Origin of the sequence: Amycolatopsis rhabdoformis, assembly GCF_035918295.1 — a bacterium.
Lineage (GTDB): Bacteria > Actinomycetota > Actinomycetes > Mycobacteriales > Pseudonocardiaceae > Amycolatopsis > Amycolatopsis rhabdoformis.
Map to the genome: position 1 here is coordinate 2,685,562 of NZ_CP142149.1, position 18,495 is coordinate 2,704,056.

Sequence of the window (18,495 nt, forward strand, 5' to 3'; positions counted from 1 at the left end):
GTGGCAGGCCGCGACGCGGTGGCGCCGTTCCCGGTCGACCGCGGCTGGGACCTCGAAGCGCTGGCTTCAGGCGCGTCGGCCACGCTGCAAGGCGGCTTCCTGTCCGACGCCGCCGACTTCGACGCCGGCTTCTTCGGCATCTCGCCGCGCGAAGCGCTCGCGATGGACCCGCAGCAGCGGCTGCTCCTGGAAACCACGTGGGAGGCCCTGGAACACGCGGGCATCAACGCCGACACCTTGCGCGGCAGCGACACCGGCGTGTTCGTGGGCACCAACGGCCAGGACTACGTGCAGCTGCTGCAGCACGCGGCCGCCGACATCCAGGGCCACATCGCCACCGGCACCACGGCGAGCGTGCTCTCGGGCCGGCTGTCGTACACGCTCGGGCTGGAAGGCCCGGCCGTCACGGTCGACACGGCCTGCTCGTCTTCGCTGGTCGCCCTGCAGTGGGCGGCGCAGGCGCTGCGCAGCGGCACGTCGTCGCTCGCGCTCGCCGGTGGCGTGTCGGTGATGGCGAGCCCCGGTTCGTTCCTCGAGTTCAGCACACAGAACGGCCTCGCCGCCGACGGCCGGATCAAGGCGTTCTCCGAGGACGCCGACGGCACGGCCTGGGCCGAAGGCGTCGGTGTGCTGGTGCTCGAACGGCTTTCCGACGCGGTGCGCCACGGCCACGAGGTCTGGGGCGTGGTGCGCGGCGGCGCGGTGAACTCCGACGGCGCGTCCAACGGCCTCACCGCCCCCAACGGGCTCGCGCAGCAGCGCGTGATCCGCCAGGCGCTGGCCGACGCCGGACTGTCCACTCCGGACGTCGACGTCGTCGAGGCCCACGGCACCGGCACGAAACTCGGCGACCCGATCGAGGCCGGCGCGCTGCTGGCCACCTACGGCCGGGATCGCACCACACCGCTGCTGCTCGGCGCCGTGAAGTCGAACCTCGGCCACTCGCAGGCCGCGGCCGGGGTCGCCGGCGTGATCAAGGTGCTGCTCGCGATGCGCCACGGCGTGCTCCCGAAGACGCTGCACGCCGAGCGGCCGACGTCGCACGTCGACTGGAGCGGCGGCACGATCTCGCTGCTCGCCGACGTGACCGAGTGGCCGGAGACCGGCCGGCCGCGCCGGGCCGGCGTGTCGGCGTTCGGGGTGAGCGGCACCAATGCCCACGTGATCCTCGAGCAGGCGCCCGAACCGGCAGCGGCCGAACCCGCGGTCGTGGCGCCGGCGGCCGTGCCGTGGCTGGTGTCCGCGCGCACCGAGCAGGCGCTGGACGAGCAGGTGGCTCGCGTGACCGCGGCTGCCCCAGGGCTCTCGCCGGTGGACGTCGGCTACACGTTGGTGACCGGCCGGGCCGGGCTGCGCCACCGCGCCGTTTTGGTGTCAACTTCGGATGGTGTCGCGGAAGGCGGCCGGACGACGGCCGCCACGGGCCGGACGGCGATGCTGTTCTCCGGCCAGGGCGCCCAGCGGGCCGGGATGGGCCGTGAGCTCTACGCGCGGTTCCCGGTGTTCGCCGCGGCCTTCGACGACGTGCTCGCGCATTTCGACCGCGAGCTCGACGAGCCGTTGCGGGACGTGATCTTCGGCGATTCGGCGCTGCTCGACGACACGGCGTACACGCAGCCCGCGTTGTTCGCGATCGAGGTGGCGTTGTTCCGGCTCGTCGAGTCGCTCGGGGCGCGACCGGACTTCGTGGCCGGCCACTCGATCGGCGAGCTGGCCGCCGCGCACGTCGCCGGGGTGTTCTCGCTGGCGGACGCGTGCACGCTGGTTGCCGCGCGCGGCCGGTTGATGCAGGCCCTGCCGGCCGGCGGCGCGATGGTGTCGGTGGAGGCGACCGAAGACGAGGTCACGCCGCTGCTGTCCGGCGACGTGGCGATCGCCGCGGTGAACGGCCCGCGCGCCGTGGTGCTCTCGGGTGCCGAAGACGCGGTGCTCGCGGTCGTGGCCCACTTCGAGGACCGCAAGACCAAGCGGCTCAGCGTGAGCCACGCGTTCCACTCGCCGCTGATGGACCCGATGCTGGCCGAGTTCCGCGCGGTTGTGACCGGGTTGTCGTTGGCGGAGCCGGAGATCCCGGTGGTGTCGACCGTGACCGGCGAGGTCGCGGCGGCCGGGGAGCTCGGTTCGCCGGAGTACTGGGTGCGGCAGGTGCGCGAGGCGGTGCGGTTTGCCGACGGGGTCGCGACGCTGACCGGCCACGGTGTGACGACGTTCCTCGAACTCGGTCCCGACGGGGTGCTGACCGCCCTCGCCCAGAGCCTCGACGCCGGTGCGGAAGCCATTCCCGCGCTGCGCAAGGGCCGCGGCGAGGAAGCCACGTTCGCCGGAGCGCTCGGACGGCTGCACGGCCGCGGGGTGACCGTGGACTGGGAGGCGTGGTTCGCGGGCACCGGTGCGCGCCGGGTGGTGCTGCCGGCGTACGCGTTCCAGCGCGAGCGCTTCTGGCCGGAAGCCGACCCGCAGGTCACGGTGGATCCGGCGGACGCCGGGTTCTGGGCAGCGGTGGAGGACACGGATCTCACCACGTTGTCGGCGAGCCTCGATCTCGACGGCGACCAGCTCGCCGCCCTCGTGCCGGCCCTGGCGCGGTGGCGTCGCGGTCGCCACGACGAGGTGCGCGCGAAGCAGTGGAAGTACGACGTGGTGTGGCGCCCGATCACGCCCGACACCATGGCGGCGCAGCGCTGGCTGGTGCTCGCACCGGCCGAGCCGGACGAGGGCGTGGCCGCGATCCTGGCCGCGCTGGGTGACTCGGCCGTGGCCGCGCAGCTCGACGCCTTGCCCGAGGACCCGGACTTCACCGGCGTGCTGTCGCTACTGGACACCGCGCCGGCCGACCTGCTCGACCGCGTGGCCGCGCCGCTGTGGTGTGTCACGCGAGGCGCGGTGGCGGTCGGCGACGACCAGGATCTGGATCCGGCACAGGCCGCACGGTGGGGGCTCGGCCGCACGGCCGCGCTCGACGCGCCGCAACGCTGGGGCGGCCTCGTCGACCTGCCCGCCGACCTCGACGACCGCGCGCTGGCCCGGCTCGCCGCGGCCCTCGCGAGCGGCGAGGACCAGGTTGCGGTGCGGTCCGGTGGCGTATTCGCTCGGCGGATCGTCCGGGCCGCACCGGGGGAGCGGTGGACCCCGCGCGGGACCGTCCTCGTCACCGGCGGCACGACCGGCACCGGGCTCGCGGTGGCCGACTGGGCCGCCGCGCACGGCGCCGAGCGGCTGCTGCTCACGGCACCGTCGTCGGTGGACGCTCCCGAGCTGGCCGTCCCGGCCGAGGTCGTCACCGAGCTGTCGGCCGAACTGGTCGCCGACGTGACCGCTGTGGTCCACGCCGACGACGGCACCGGCCACGACGATCCCGTCGCCGCGGTGCTCGGCGGCGCCGAAACCCTCGACTCGCTGTTCGCCGACCGTGAGCTGGACGCTTTTGTCGCGTTCGGTTCCGTCGCCGCTGCTTGGGGAGCGGCCGGCCGGGCCGAGGAAGCCGCGCTCGGTGCACAGGTGGCCGCGATCGCCGAACGCCGCCGTCTGCGCGGCGGCGCCGGCCGTTCGATCGCCTGGGGCGCCTGGGCCGGCGGCGACGAAGCCCTCGCCGCGCACCTGCGGCTGTCGGGCCTGCCCGCCCTGCCCCCGGCGGCCGCGCTCACGGCGCTCGCGGCCCCGGCCGCGATCGTCGCGGACGTGGACTGGGCCAAGTTCGCCCCGGCGTTCACCCGCACTCGTGCGACGCGCCTGTTCGGTGAGGTGCCCGAGTTCACCGCGGCCACCGCGGAGAACGTGGGTGCCGGCCTCGCCACGACCTTGCGTGAGCTGCCCCGGGCCGACCGGATTCGTCGACTACTGGCTGTCGTGCGGGAGAAGGCCGCACTGGTCCTCGGCCACGCCAGTGCCGGTGCTGTCGCCGCCGACCTGCCGTTCAAGGACCTCGGCTTCGACTCGCTCACGGCCGTGGACCTGCGCAACCAGCTCGGCGACGCCACCGCGCTCACGCTCCCGGCCACGCTCGCGTTCGATCACCCGACACCACAGGTACTGGCGGCGTTCCTCGACGCCGAGCTGTTCGGCGCGGACGACCCCGAGCCGACCACCGTGACCACCGCGGCGGTCACCGACGACCCCATCGTGATCGTCGGTATGAGCTGCCGGTACCCCGGGGGCGTCCGGTCGCCGGAAGACCTGTGGCGGCTCGTGTCCGACGGCGTGGACGCGGTCGGCGACATGCCGGCCGACCGCGGCTGGCCGATGGCCGAGCTGTTCGCCGGCGGCCCGGAGACACCGGGCACGAGCGTGACGCGCCAGGGCGGTTTCCTCTACGACGTCGCGGACTTCGACCCCGGTTTCTTCGGCATCTCGCCGCGTGAGGCCGTGGTGATGGATCCGCAGCAGCGGCTGGTGCTCGAAGCCGCGTGGGAAGCGCTGGAACGCGCCGGCGTGGACCCGGCCGGGCTGCGCGGTACCGACGCCGGCGTGTTCGTCGGTGGCGGCAGCGGCGACTACCGGCCGGTGCTCGGCGAAGCGGGCGGGCACTGGCAGACGGCGCAGTCGTCGAGCCTGCTCTCCGGCCGGCTCGCCTACACCTTCGGCCTGCAGGGGCCGACCGTGTCGGTGGACACGGCGTGCTCGTCCTCGCTGGTGGCACTGCATCTGGCGTCTCAGGCCCTGCGCACCGGCGAGTGCTCGGTCGCGCTGGCCGGTGGCGTCACGGTGATGTCCACGCCGGTGAACTTCGTCGAGTTCAGCGACCTCGGCGCGCTGTCGCCGGACGGGCGCTGCAAGGCGTTCTCCGACGACGCCGACGGCACCGGCTGGGCCGAGGGGGTCGGCATGCTGGTGCTGGAACGCCAGTCCGACGCCGTGCGCAACGGGCACCGGATCCTCGCCGTGGTGCGTGGTTCGGCCATCAACTCCGACGGCGCGTCGAACGGCCTGACCGCGCCCAGTGGCCCCGCCCAGCAGAAGGTGATCCGCAAGGCGCTCGCCGGCGCCGGCCTGCGTCCGTCCGAAGTGGACGCGGTCGAGGCGCACGGCACCGGCACCAGGCTGGGTGACCCGATCGAAGCCCAGGCGCTGCTCGCGATCTACGGCGGCGAGCGGGAACACCCGCTGCTGCTGGGGTCGGTGAAGTCGAACCTCGGCCACACGCAGGCCGCTTCGGGCGTCGCCGGCGTGATCAAGATGGTGCTCGCGATGCAGCACGGGGTGCTGCCGCGGACGCTGCACGCCGACGCGCCGACGTCCCAGGTGGACTGGACGGCGGGCGCGATCGAGCTGGTCGGCGAGACGCGGGCGTGGCCGGAGGTGGGCCGGGTGCGGCGCGGCGCGGTGTCGTCGTTCGGCGCCAGCGGCACGAACTCCCACGTGATCCTGGAGCAGGCGCCCGACCACCCCGAGGAGCCGGCCGCCGCGACCGACGGTCCGGTGCTCGTGCCGGTTTCCGGTCGCACGCCGGCGGCGCTGAAGGCGCAGGCGCTGCGGCTGCGGGAGCGGCTGCTCGACGACCCCGCCTGGTCGCCGGCCGAGGTCGCCCACGCCCTGGCCACCACCCGGGCGACGTTCGAGCACCGCGCGACGGTGCTGGCCTCGGACGTCGACGAGCTGCTCGCCGGGCTCGCCGCGCTGGCCGACGGTGCGCCGTCGCCGGCGGTGAGCGAGGGCCGCGCGCGGGCGCTGGGCCGCACGGCGTTCCTGTTCACCGGCCAGGGCGCGCAGCGCGCCGGCATGGGCCACGAGCTCTACCACCGGTTCCCGGTGTTCGCCGAGGTATTCGACGAGGTCGTGGCCGCGCTCGACGAGCATCTCGAGCGGCCGCTGCGCGAGATCGTGTTCGCCGAACCGGGCACCGCCGAGGGCGAACTGCTCGACCGCACGGGTTACACGCAGCCGGCGTTGTTCGCGGTCGAGGTCGCGCTGGCGCGGCTGGTCACCTCGCTCGGCATCCGGCCCGACGTCGTCGCCGGGCACTCCATCGGCGAGCTGGCCGCCGCGCACGTGGCCGGCGTCTTCACCCTCGCCGACGCGGCCCGCCTGGTCGCGGCGCGAGCCACCCTGATGGACGCGCTTCCGGGCGGTGGAGCGATGGTGTCGATCGAGGCCAGTGAGGACGAGGTCACGCCGCTGCTCACGCCCGGGATCTCGGTGGCGGCGGTCAACGGCCCGGCCGCGGTGGTCGTGGCCGGTGCCGAAGCGGAGGCCGAAGGGCTTGCCGCGAAGTTCGCCGCGGACGGCCGGAAGACTAGGCGTTTGCGGGTCTCGCATGCGTTTCACTCACCTCATATGGACGCGATGCTGGATGACTACCGCCGGGTGGCCCGGAGCGTGGCTTACGCCGCTCCGGTGGTGCCGCTCGTCTCCACGGTCACCGGAGCGCCCGCCGGCGACGAGGTGCTCACGGCGGAGTACTGGGTGCGCCACGTCCGCGCCACGGTGCGGTTCGCCGACGGCGTCGGCGCGCTGGCCGAGGCCGGTGCCGACGTGTTCGTGGAGATCGGACCCGACGGGGTCCTCTCGGCGATGGCCGCCGGGACGCTCGACGAGAGCGCGACGGTCGTGCCGGTGCTGCGCAAGGACCGCGGTGAGCCGGGAGCACTGCTCGGGGCGCTGGCGCGGCTGCACGTGGCGGGCCTGAGCCCCGACTGGCGGGCGCTGCTCGGCCGGCACCGCGTGGTGGACCTGCCGACCTACGCCTTCCAGCACGAACGCTTCTGGCCCGAGACCCAGGCCCTCGGCACGACCCCGGCCGCCGGGTCCTCGTCCGACGACGCCTTCTGGTTGGCTGTGCGCGAGGCGGAGTTCGAGCACCTCGGCAGCACGCTCGACGTGGACGCCGGGGCGCTGGGCCAGGTCCTGCCGGCCCTGCTCGACTGGCGACGGACCGTCGCCGAGAAGTCCACTGTGGACTCGTGGCGGCACCGGGTCGGCTGGTCGCCGCTGAGCGCGACCGAGGGTACGCCGACGGGCCGGTGGCTCGTGGTCGTTCCCGAGTCGCACGACCATGACCCCTGGACGGACACCGCCGTGGCCGCGCTGGGCACCGACGTGGTGCGGCTCGTGGTCGCCGAGGCCGACCGGGCCGCGGTCGCCGAAGAGCTGCGGGCGGTGGGTGCGGTGAGCGGGATCGTGTCGCTGCTCGGCCTCGACGAGCGCACGACTTCCGGCGTGCCGCAGGGCCTCACCGCCACCACGACCTTGCTGCAGGCTCTCGGCGACGCCGGTGCCACCGCGCCGCTGTGGTCCGTGACGCGGGGCGCGGTGCCCGCGGGCGGCAGTGAAGTGAGCAGTCCGCTCCAGGCCGCGTTGTGGGGTCTCGGGCGCGTCGCCGCGCTGGAACACCCCGACCGCTGGGGTGGTCTCGTCGACCTGCCGCCGACGCTCGACGACCGGTCCGCGGCGCGCTTCGCCGGGATCCTCGCCGACCCGGCGGGGGAGGACCAGCTCGCCGTGCGGCCGGGTGCGGTGTTCGGCGCTCGGCTCATGCCGGCGCCGGCGGGTGCCGACGCGAACCTGTGGAACCCGACCGGCACGGTGCTCGTGACCGGTGGCACCGGTGGTCTCGGCGCGCTGGTCGCGCGGCGGCTCGCCGACGCCGGGGCCGAGCACCTGCTGCTGGCCAGCCGCCGTGGCGAAGCCGCGCCGGGTGCGGCCGAGCTGGCCGCCGATCTCGAACAACGCGGCGCCCGCGTGACGATCGCCGCCTGCGACGTCGCCGACCGGGCCGCGCTCACTCGGCTGCTCGACGGAATTCCGGCCGACGCGCCGCTCACCGCGGTGCTCCACACCGCCGGTGTGCTCGACGACGGTGTGCTCGACGGCCTCACGCCCGACCGGTTCGAAGCGGTGTTCCGGGCCAAGGCCGGCTCCGCGCTGCTGCTCGACGAGCTGACCCGTGACCGTGACCTCGAAGTGTTCGCGCTGTTCGCCTCGGCCTCGGCCGTGGTCGGCAATCCGGGGCAGGCCAACTACTCCGCGACCAACGCGGTGCTCGACGCCCTGGCCGAGCGCCGTCGCGCGGCGGGCCTCGCGGCCACGTCGATCGCGTGGGGCGCGTGGGGCGGCGCCGGCATGGCGACGGGCGCGGCGGCCGAGGAAGCCGCGCGCCGCAGCGGCATCGCCGCGATGGACCCGGACCTGGCCGTGCTCGCCCTGCGGCAGCTCGTGGCCGAGCCGCACCCGACCGCAGTGGTCGTGCAGGTCGACGCCGGCGGTTTCACCGGCGGCGCGGCCCGGCCGAACCCGCTGCTGCGCGAGATGCCCGGCTACGTCGAGGCGGTGGCGGCCGCGCCGGCCGAAGAGACGTCCGCGTTCCGCGAGCGCCTGGCCGGCCTGCCCGTCGACGAGCGGGACGAAGCCGTGCTGGACCTGGTACGGGTCCGGGCCGCGGAGGTGCTCGGTTACGCCGACCTCGATGTGGTCGGGCCGGACAAGCCGTTCCGCGACCTCGGGTTCGATTCGCTCGGCGTGGTGGAGCTGCGCAACCGGCTCACGGCGGCGACCGGGCTGACCTTGGCCTCGACGCTCGTGTTCGACCACCCGACACCCGAAGCTCTGGCCGCCTTCCTGCTGGAGCAGCTCGCTCCGGCGGAAGCCGACACCGACACCGACGAAGAGACCCGCGTGCGGGCGCTGCTTTCGGCGCTGCCGTTGGCGAAGCTGCGCGACAGCGGAGTGCTCGACACGCTGCTGCGTCTCGCCGAGGGCGGCGAAGCGGAGCCGGGTGCGGACATCGACGACATGGGCGTGGACGACCTGGTGCGGGCCGCGCTGACCGGGCAAGAGCCGACCGACTGACCAGCCGACGCAGGTGACCCAGCCGAGCGAGTGACGGAGCTGAAGAGATGACCACGCCCAGCGAAAAGGTTGTCGAGGCGCTGCGAGCCTCCGTGAAGGAGGCCGACCGCCTTCGCCGGCAGAACCGCGAGCTGCTGGCCGCGGCGGCCGAGCCGATCGCGATCGTGAGCATGAGCTGCCGGTTCCCCGGTGGCGTGCGCTCGCCGGAGGACCTGTGGCGGCTGGTGGCCGAGGGCCGCGACGCGGTCGGCGGCTTCCCGGCCGACCGCGGCTGGGACCTGCGCGCGCTGCACACGAGCGAGGTCGACGCGCGCGGCAAGGAAGTGAGCCAGCGTGGCGGGTTCCTCGACTGCGTCGCCGATTTCGACCCGGGCTTCTTCGGCATCTCGCCGCGCGAGGCGTTGTCGATGGACCCGCAGCAACGGCTGCTGCTGGAGACGTCGTGGGAGGCGATCGAGCGCGCCGGGATCGACCCGGTGTCGCTGCGTGGCAGCCGCACGGGTGTGTTCGTGGGGACCAACGGCCAGGACTACGCGTACCTGATGGTGCGCTCACTCGACGACGCCGATGGCAGCGTCGGCACCGGTATCGCCGCGAGCGCTACCTCGGGACGGATCTCCTACACGTTCGGGCTCGAAGGCCCGGCCGTGACGGTCGACACCGCGTGCTCGTCGTCGCTGGTGTCCCTGCACCTGGCCGCGCAGGCCCTGCGCTCGGGCGAGTGTTCGCTCGCGCTGGCGGGCGGGGTGAACGTGATGTCCACGCCGGGTTCCCTGCTGGAGTTCAGCCGGCAGGGCGGCCTGGCGCCCGACGGCCGCTGCAAGGCGTTCTCCGACGACGCCGACGGCACCGGCTGGGCCGAGGGTGTGGGCGTGCTGGTGCTGGAGAAACTGTCGGACGCGCAGCGCAACGGCCACCCCGTGCTGGCTCTCGTGCGGGGTTCGGCGGTGAACTCCGACGGCGCGTCGAACGGCTTCACCGCGCCCAACGGACGCTCGCAGCAGCGGGTGATCCGGCAGGCACTGGCGGCCGCGCGGCTGGAACCGTCCGAAGTGGACGTGGTCGAGGCGCACGGCACCGGGACGCCGCTGGGCGATCCGGTGGAGGCCGGCAGCCTGCTGGAGACGTACGGGCGGGAGCGCGCGCACCCGTTGCTGCTGGGTTCGGTGAAGTCGAACTTCGGGCACACGCAGGCGGCCGCGGGCGTGGCCGGGGTGATCAAGCTGGTCGAGGCGATGCGCCACGGTGTGGTGCCGCGGACGTTGCACGTGGGCACGCCGTCGTCGCACGTGGACTGGAGCTCGGGCGCGGTCGAGCTGGTGGCCGAGCAGGTGCCGTGGCCGGACACCGGCCGGCCGCGACGATCGGCGGTGTCGTCGTTCGGCGTGAGCGGCACCAACGCGCACACGATCCTGGAACAGGCGCCGGACGCCGAACCGTCCGAAGCAGAGCCGTCCGAGACAGCGCTGGTTGGGGGCGTGGTGCCGTGGGTGCTGTCGGCCAAGACGCCGGAAGCGTTGCGCGGGCAGGTGTCCGCGCTGCTCGGCACCGATCTCGGGGCCGCGGCCGACGTCGGGTTCTCGCTGGTCACGGGCCGGTCGGCGTTCGAGCACCGCCTCGCCGCGGTCGGCGCCGACACGGCGACGCTGCGGGACCGCGTGGCGGGCTGGCTGGCCGAGGGCTCCGCGCCCGGGGTCACGTCGGGAATCGCGGGCCGGCGGGTGAAGCTCGCGGTGCTGTTCTCCGGGCAGGGCTCGCAACGGCTGGGCCTGGGCCGTGAACTGTACGACCGGTTCCCGGTGTTCGCGGAGGCGTTCGACGCGGTCGCGGCCGCGCTCGACCCGAAGCTGGACCGGCCGCTGCGCGAGGTCGTGTGGGGGACCGACGTCGCGCTGCTCGACCGCACCGGCTGGACGCAGCCCGCGGTGTTCGCCGTCGAGGTCGCGCTGCTGCGGCTCGCCGAATCCTTCGGGGTGCGGCCCGATCTGCTCGGTGGGCATTCGGTGGGAGAGATCGCCGCCGCCCATGCGGCCGGCGTGTTCTCGCTGGCCGACGCCTGCACCCTCGTCGCGGCGCGCGCCCGGTTGATGGACGCGCTGCCGGCGGTTGGGGCGATGGTGTCGGTGCGCGCGACCGAGGCCGAGGTCGCGGCGGAACTCTCGGACGTGGTCTCGATCGCGGCCGTGAACGGACCCGATTCCGTGGTGCTCGCGGGGGCCGAGGCGGAGGTCACGCGGATCGCGGAGGTGTTCGCGGAGCGCGGTCGCCGGACGAAGCGGCTCACGGTGTCGCACGCCTTCCACTCGCCGCTGATGGACCCGATGCTGGCCGAGTTCCGAGCCACTCTGGCCGGGATTTCCTTCGCGGCACCGAAAATCCCTCTGGTGTCCGCCCTGACCGGTGCGCTCGCCGGCGAGGAACTGGGGACTGCCGACTATTGGGTGCGCCACGTGCGTGAACCGGTGCGATTCGCCGACGCGGTGGTGGCCGCGCGCGAAGCCGGCGCTGGAGCGTTCCTCGAACTCGGCCCCGACGCGGTGCTCACGGCGCTGGCGCGCGAGAGCGTGGGCGACTCGATTCCCGTTGTGCCCGCGTTGCGCCGCACGCTCGGTGAAGAAGAGGCGTTCGTGGCCGCGCTGGCCGCGTTGCACGTGTGCGGTGCTCGCGTGGACTTGAGCGGTGTGCTCGCCGGTGGCCGGCGGGTGGACCTGCCGACGTACGCCTTCCAGCACGAACGGTTCTGGCCCGAATCCGACGTCGACCGGTCCACGGTGGACTCCTGGCGGTTCCGCGAGGTCTGGCGGCCGGTCGCGCCGACGGGAGCTCCGCGGCGCTGGCTCGCCGTCGTGCCGTCGGACGCCGGCACCTGGGTGGACGAGGTGCTCGCCGCCGTGGACGACGTCGTCCGGGTCGAGCCGGACGCGCTCGACGCGGTGCCGGACCGCGACGCCATCTTGTCGTTCCTGCCCGACGTTCCCGCGACGGCCGCGCTGCTGCGCCGAGCTGAACTGCCGGTGTGGGTCGTCACGCACGGCGCGGTCGCCGCCGAGAACGACGCCGAGGTGACCGACCCGGCCGCGGCCGCGTTGTGGGGGCTCGGCCGGGTCGCCGCCCTCGAGTACCCGCGCGTCTGGGGCGGTCTCCTGGACGTGCCCGCCGGGTTCGACGAGCGGACGCGTGAGCTGCTCGCCACCGCGTTACGGCAGTCCGAAGAGGACGAACTCGCGGTGCGCGCGTCCGGGATCTTCGGGCGCCGGCTCGTGCCGGCTCCGGCCACGACCGCGCAGGAGTGGCAGCCGCACGGCACCGTGCTGATCACGGGCGGCACCGGCGCGCTGGGCGCGCACGTCGCGCGGTGGCTGGCGGCGCACGGCGCCGAGCACCTCGTGCTCGCCGGTCGCCGCGGCCCGGACGCGCCCGGTGCGACCGAGCTGGCCGCGGAGTTGGAGGCGTCCGGTGCTCGGGTGACGGTGGCCGCGTGCGACGTGACTGATCGCGCGGCGTTGGCCGCGCTGATCGAGCCGTTGCCGCTGACCGCGGTCGTGCACGCCGCGGGAGTTCTCGACGACGGTGTGCTGGAAACCCTGACGCCGGAGCGGTTCGAGACGGTGTTCCGGGCCAAGGCGACTTCAGCGCGGTACCTCGACGAGCTGACCCGCGACAAGGACCTCGAAGTCTTCGCGCTGTTCTCCTCGGTGGCCGGCACCCTCGGCAACCCCGGCCAAGGTGGCTACGCCGCCGCAAACGCCGTGGTCGACGCCCTCGCCCGGCAGCGCCGCGCCGCCGGCTTGCCCGGGACCGCCGTCGCCTGGGGCGCCTGGGCGGGAGCCGGGATGGCGAGCGAGGGGGTCGCCGCCGACCGGCACACGGACTCGGCCGCGCTCGACCCCGAGCCGGCCCTGTCCGCGCTCGCGCAGGCCGTCGTCGAACCCGAAGCCACCGTGGTGGTCGCCGACCTGCGCCGGCCCCGGTTGCTGTCCGCGTTGCTCGCCGTCCGCCCCGGCCCCCTGCTCGACGAGCTGCCCGGCGCCCGCGACCTGCGCCGCGACACGGTGCCCGAATCGGACTTCGGCCGCACCCTTCGCGCACTGTCCGAACCGGACCGACCGGCCGCGGTGCTGGACCTGGTGCGCACCCGCGCCGCCGCCGTGCTCGGCCACACCGGTTCCGGCGCGATCGGCGCCGACAAGGCCTTCCGCGACCTCGGGTTCGATTCGCTCACGGCCATCGAGATCAGCAACGCCCTCGGCGCCGCCACCGGGCTCGCGCTGCCCTCGACCCTCGTGTTCGACCACCCGACGCCGCAGGACCTCGCCGCGCACCTGCTCACCGAGCTGACCGGTGCCGGGGCCGATGACGAGGACCTGGTCGCGGCCACCGCGGCGAGCACCGAGCCGATCGCGATCGTCGGCATGGCCTGCCGCTTCCCGGGCGGTGTCCGGTCGCCGGAGGACCTCTGGCGCCTGCTGACCGCCGGCGAGCACGCCATCACCGACTTCCCCGACGACCGCGGCTGGGACCTCGCCGCACTGGCCGGCGGCGGGCGGGGCCGCAGCGCCACCGCGCGCGGCGGCTTCCTCGACGACGCCACGGAGTTCGACGCCGCCTTCTTCGGCATCTCCCCGCGGGAGGCCCTCGCGATGGACCCGCAGCAGCGGCAGCTGCTCGAAACGTCGTGGGAGACCTTCGAGAGCGCGGGCCTCGACCCGGCGGCCCTGCGTGGCAGCCGGACCGGTGTGTTCGTGGGCACCAACGGGCAGGACTACGCGAACCTCGTGACGATGGCCCGTGAGGACATGGAAGGCCACGCGAGCACCGGCCTGGCCGCGAGCGTGGTGTCGGGCCGCCTGTCGTACACGTTCGGCCTCGAAGGCCCGTCGCTCACGATCGACACGGCGTGCTCGTCTTCGCTGGTGGCGCTGCACTCGGCGGCGCAGGCCCTGCGGTCCGGCGAGTGCACGCTGGCGCTGGCCGGCGGAGTCACGGTGATGTCCACAGCCATCGGCTTCGCCGGCTTCACGCGCCAAGGCGGGCTCGCCGAGGACGGTCTCTGCAAGGCCTTCGCCGACGGCGCCGACGGCACGGGCTGGTCGGAGGGCGTGGGATTGCTGCTGGTCGAGAAGCTCTCGGACGCGAAGAAGAACGGTCACCCGATCCTCGCCGTGGTGCGCGGTTCGGCGGTGAACTCCGACGGCGCGTCCAACGGCCTGACCGCGCCGAACGGTCCCTCGCAGCAGCGGGTGATCCGCCAGGCGCTGGCCAACGCCGGACTGTCCGCTTCGGACGTCGACGCGGTCGAGGCCCACGGCACCGGCACGGTGCTCGGCGACCCGATCGAGGCCCAGGCCGTGCTCGCGACCTACGGCCAGGATCGCTCCACGCCGGTGTACCTCGGGGGCATCAAGTCGAACCTCGGCCACACGCAGGCCGCGGCCGGGGTCGCCGGGATCATCAAGATGGTGCTCGCGCTGCGCCACGGTGTGCTGCCGAAAACCCTGCACGTGGACACGCCGTCGTCGCACGTGGACTGGACGGCCGGCGCGGTGGAGCTGCTCACGCGGCAGCGACCGTGGCCCGAGGTGAGCCGCCCGCGCCGGGCCGGGGTCTCCTCGTTCGGGCTCAGCGGCACCAACGCGCACATCGTGCTGGAACAGGCCGAAGAAGCACCGGTCCACGAGCAGGGCACGCCGGCTGTGGCGCCGTGGCCGGTGTCGGCGAAGACGGCGGCCGCGCTCGACGAGCAGGTGAGCCGCCTGCGGGCGTTCACCGGCGAGGACGGAGCGCCGAGCGCCCTCGACCTCGGCGCCACCCTCGCGGCGCGCCCCGGGTTCCCGCACCGCGCGCTGCTGCTCGCCGGGCCGGACGGGATCACGGAAGCCGCGCGCGGGCTCGCCACCGAGCAGTCGACGGCCGTGCTGTTCTCGGGCCAGGGTTCGCAGCGCCCGGGCATGGGCCGCGACCTGCACGCCCGCTTCCCGGTGTTCGCCGCCGCGTTCGACGAGGTGGCGGCCGCGCTGGACGAACACCTCGACCGGCCGCTGCGCGAGATCGTGTTCGCCGAAGACGGCACTCCCGAGGCCGAGTTGCTGGCCACCACCGGGTACACGCAGCCGGCGTTGTTCGCTTTCGAGGTCGCGCTCTACCGACTGCTGGAGTCCTTCGGCCTGCGGGGCGCGCGGTTCGCCGGGCACTCGATCGGCGAGCTGACCGCCGCGCACCTCGCCGGGGTGCTGACCTTGACCGACGCCGCGACCCTCGTGGCCGCGCGCGCCGGGCTGATGCAGGCGCTGCCGGCCGGCGGCGCGATGGTCGCCCTCGAGGCGACGCCCGACGAAGTGGCCGCCGAGCTGACGGACGACGTCTCGATCGCCGCGGTGAACGCGCCTTCGTCGGTGGTGCTCGCCGGCGCCGAAGCGGCGGTGCTGCGGCTGGCCGACCGGTTCGCCGAACGCGGCCACCGCATCAACCGGCTCACGGTGTCGCACGCCTTCCACTCGCCACTGGTCGAGCCGATGCTCGACGGGTTCGCCGCGGTGGTGGCCGGACTTTCCTTCGCGGCGCCCGAAATCCCGATCGTCTCGACGCTCACCGGCGAGCTCGCGACCACCGAGCAGCTCACCGATCCGGCCTACTGGGTGCGCCACGTCCGCGAGGCCGTGCGCTTCGCCGACGCGGTACGTTCGCTGCGCGCGGCCGGCGCGACCGCGTTCGTCGAGGTCGGCCCCGGCAGCGTGCTCACCGCGCTGACCCAGCAGAACGTCGACACGACGGTGGTCGCGACCCAGCGCAAGGACCGCGACGAGCCCACGGCCCTGCTCACGGCGCTGGGCCGCCTGCACGTGGCCGGCGTGACCGTGGACTGGTCGCCGCTGCTGGCCGGCGGCCGGCACACCACGCTGCCCACCTACGCCTTCCAGCACCAGCGTTACTGGCCGACGCTCGCCCCGCTCGTCGCCGACGCCGCGGGCCTCGGGCTCACCGTCAGCACGCACCCGCTGCTGGCGGCCGAAGTGCCGCTGGCGGGTTCGGCTGACGCCGTGTTCAGCGGCGTGCTCTCGACGCGGACCGTGCCGTGGCTGGCGGAGCGGCTCGTGGACGGCGAGCCGGTGTTCCCCGAGTCCGGGTTCCTCGACCTGTTCGCCTGGGCCGGCGACCGCACCGCGTGCGACCGGGTCGATGAGCTCACCGTCGCCACGCCGCTCAACCTCGGCTCCGCGGTGGCGATCCAGGTCCGCGTGGGCGAACCGGCTTCCGGCCGCCGTCCGGTGACGCTCTACGGCCGCCCGGCCGACGATCCCGAAGCTGCCTGGACTGTGCACGCCCGCGGTTTCCTCGCCGCCGGCGCGGTGCCCGGCGGGGAGCTCGGCGAGTGGCCACCCGCCAACGCGTCGGCAGTGGACCTCACGGGCTTCCACGACGTGCACGACGGTGACCGCGTCGAACACGGCCCGGCGTTCCAGAGCATCACGGCCGTGTGGTGCCGCCGCGACGAGGTGTTCGCCGAGGTCACGCTGCCCGCCGACGTAAGCGACGCGGCCGAGTTCGGCCTGCACCCGGCACTCGCCGACGCGGTGTCGCGCCTCGCCGCGTTCGCCGGCCTCGACGTCGAACCGGACCCGGTGCCGCACGTCTGGCGCGGGTTCAGCCTGCACGCCTCCGGTGCGGCTTCGGTGCGAGTGCGGCTGGTCCGCACCGGACCGCAGTCGACCGCGCTCGCACTGTTCGACGAGGAAGGCCGGCTGGTCGCTTCCGTCGACGCCTGTGTGTACCGCGCGCTGCCCGAGGCCGAGCACCACCCGCACGACAGCCGGCACGACTCGCTGTTCCACTTGGCCTGGGCAGCGGTACGCGCCGAGCACACCGACGGCGGCGGCTGCAGCGTGCTCGGCGCCGACGGCCTGTGCCTCGCCGGGGTGCTCAGTGCCGGCTCGGTGACCACACTGTCCGAAGTGGACGAAGCGCCGGAGGTGCTGCTCGTGCCGATGGCGGGCGTCGGTCCGGATCCGGTCGTCGCGACCCGCGAGCTGGCCGCGCGAGCGTTGCCGCTGGTGCAGGAGCTGTCCACCGAGAAGTTCGCCGGTACCACGGTGGTGTTCGTGACCCGCAACGGTGTCGCCGCCCAGGACGGCGACCCGATCGAGGATCCGGCCGCGGCGGTGGTGTGGGGCCTCGTGCGCGCCGCGCAGCTGGAGAACCCGGGCCGATTTCTGCTCGTGGACGTGGACGCCGATCCCGCGTCGGTGGCCGAGGTCGCGAGCGCGCCGAAGCTGCTGGCCACGGGGGAGACGCAGCTGGTGATCCGCGGCGGCGAGGTGCTCGCGGGCCGGCTCGCGCGGCTCGGCGAGACCGAAACCTGGGGCCGGCCTTGGGATCCCGACGGCTCGGTGTTCGTGACCGGCGGCACGGGCGGTCTCGGCCGGGAGCTGGCGCGCCACCTCGTGCGGGACCGCGGGGTGCGGCACCTGGTGCTGGCGAGCCGCCGCGGCCTCGAAGCGCCCGGTGCGGCCGACCTCGAGGACGAGCTGACCGAACTCGGCGCCACCGTGCGGATCGTCGCCGCCGACGTCGCCGACCGCGCCGAAGCCGCCCGCGCCTTGGCGGAAGTGGACGGCACGCACCCGCTCACCGCGGTCGTGCACACGGCGGGCGTTCTCGACGACGGGGTGCTCGGATCCCTCACGCCCGAACGCGTTTCGGCCGTGCTCGCGCCGAAGTCCGACGCGGCCTGGCACCTGCACGAGCTCACCCGCGACGCGGACCTGGCGGCGTTCGTCGTGTACTCCTCGATCGCCGGCACGATGGGCAGCCCGGGCCAGGCCAACTACTGTGCCGCCAACGCCGCACTCGATTCGCTCGCCGCGCACCGCGTGGCCCACGGCCTGCCCGCGACCTCGCTCGCGTGGGGCCCGTGGACCGAGACCGGCGGCATGACCGGCACGCTCGGCGAGACCGACCGGCGCCGGCTGCGCGCCACCGGCCTGCCGCCGCTGGAAGTGGCCGAGGGGCTGGCGTTGTTCGACGCCGCCGTCGCTTCGGGCGCCGCGCGGATCGTGCCGCTCGCGGTGGGCCGCGGTGGATTCGCCGCCGTCGAAGGGGAAGTGCCGGCCGTGTTCCGCGGCCTGATCCGCGGCACGCGCCGGCGGGCCGCGGTGGCGCGCTCGGTGCCGCGCGAGTCGCCGGCCGAGCAGCTGGCCGGCCTGCGCGAGAGCGAGCAGACGCGGCTACTGGTGGACGTGGTGCGCACCGCCGCGGCGGCCGTGCTCGGGCACGACAGTGCCGAGGCGATCGAGCCCGGCCAGGAGTTCCGGGAGCTGGGCTTCGACTCGCTCACGGCGGTCGAGCTGCGCAACCGCCTCAGCGAGGTCGCCGGCACGCCGTTGCCCTCGACGCTCGTGTTCGACTACCCGACCCCCGCCGTGCTCGCCGAGCACCTGCGCGAGGAATTGACCGACGGTGCGGAGGGCGCGTCGGCGCTCGACGCCGAGCTGGACCGGCTCGAAGCGAGCCTGCGCGCGGCGGCGCCCGACGGCGTGACCCGTGGCGGGATCGCGGCTCGGCTGCGGCGGATGCTCGCCGCGCTCACGGAGACCGACGAGGCGGAAACCGGCGTCGCCGACCGGCTCAGCGACGCGAGCGCCGACGAGGTCCTCGACTTCATCGACCACGAACTGGGCCGGCTGACCGACCGCTGACCCGGGCGAACCGCACAGGAAG

2 protein-coding genes (1 of these 2 only partly in view) are annotated in these 18,495 nt (G+C 74.4%); both read left to right on the top strand.

Annotation, left to right across the window (positions count from 1 at the left end; translation table 11 throughout):
• Window positions 1-8,781: the final stretch of a type I polyketide synthase gene (locus VSH64_RS12415; RefSeq protein WP_326835717.1), read on the top strand. Its footprint begins 18,615 nt before the window's first position; only the last 8,781 of its 27,396 coding nucleotides appear in the window; the start codon falls outside the window, past its left edge; its stop codon occupies window positions 8,779-8,781.
• A 47-nt stretch (window positions 8,782-8,828) separates the two neighbouring features.
• Window positions 8,829-18,473, top strand: a complete 9,645-nt coding sequence (locus VSH64_RS12420) for a type I polyketide synthase (protein WP_326835718.1) — start codon at window positions 8,829-8,831, stop codon at window positions 18,471-18,473.
• Window positions 18,474-18,495: the final 22 nt, after the last annotated feature.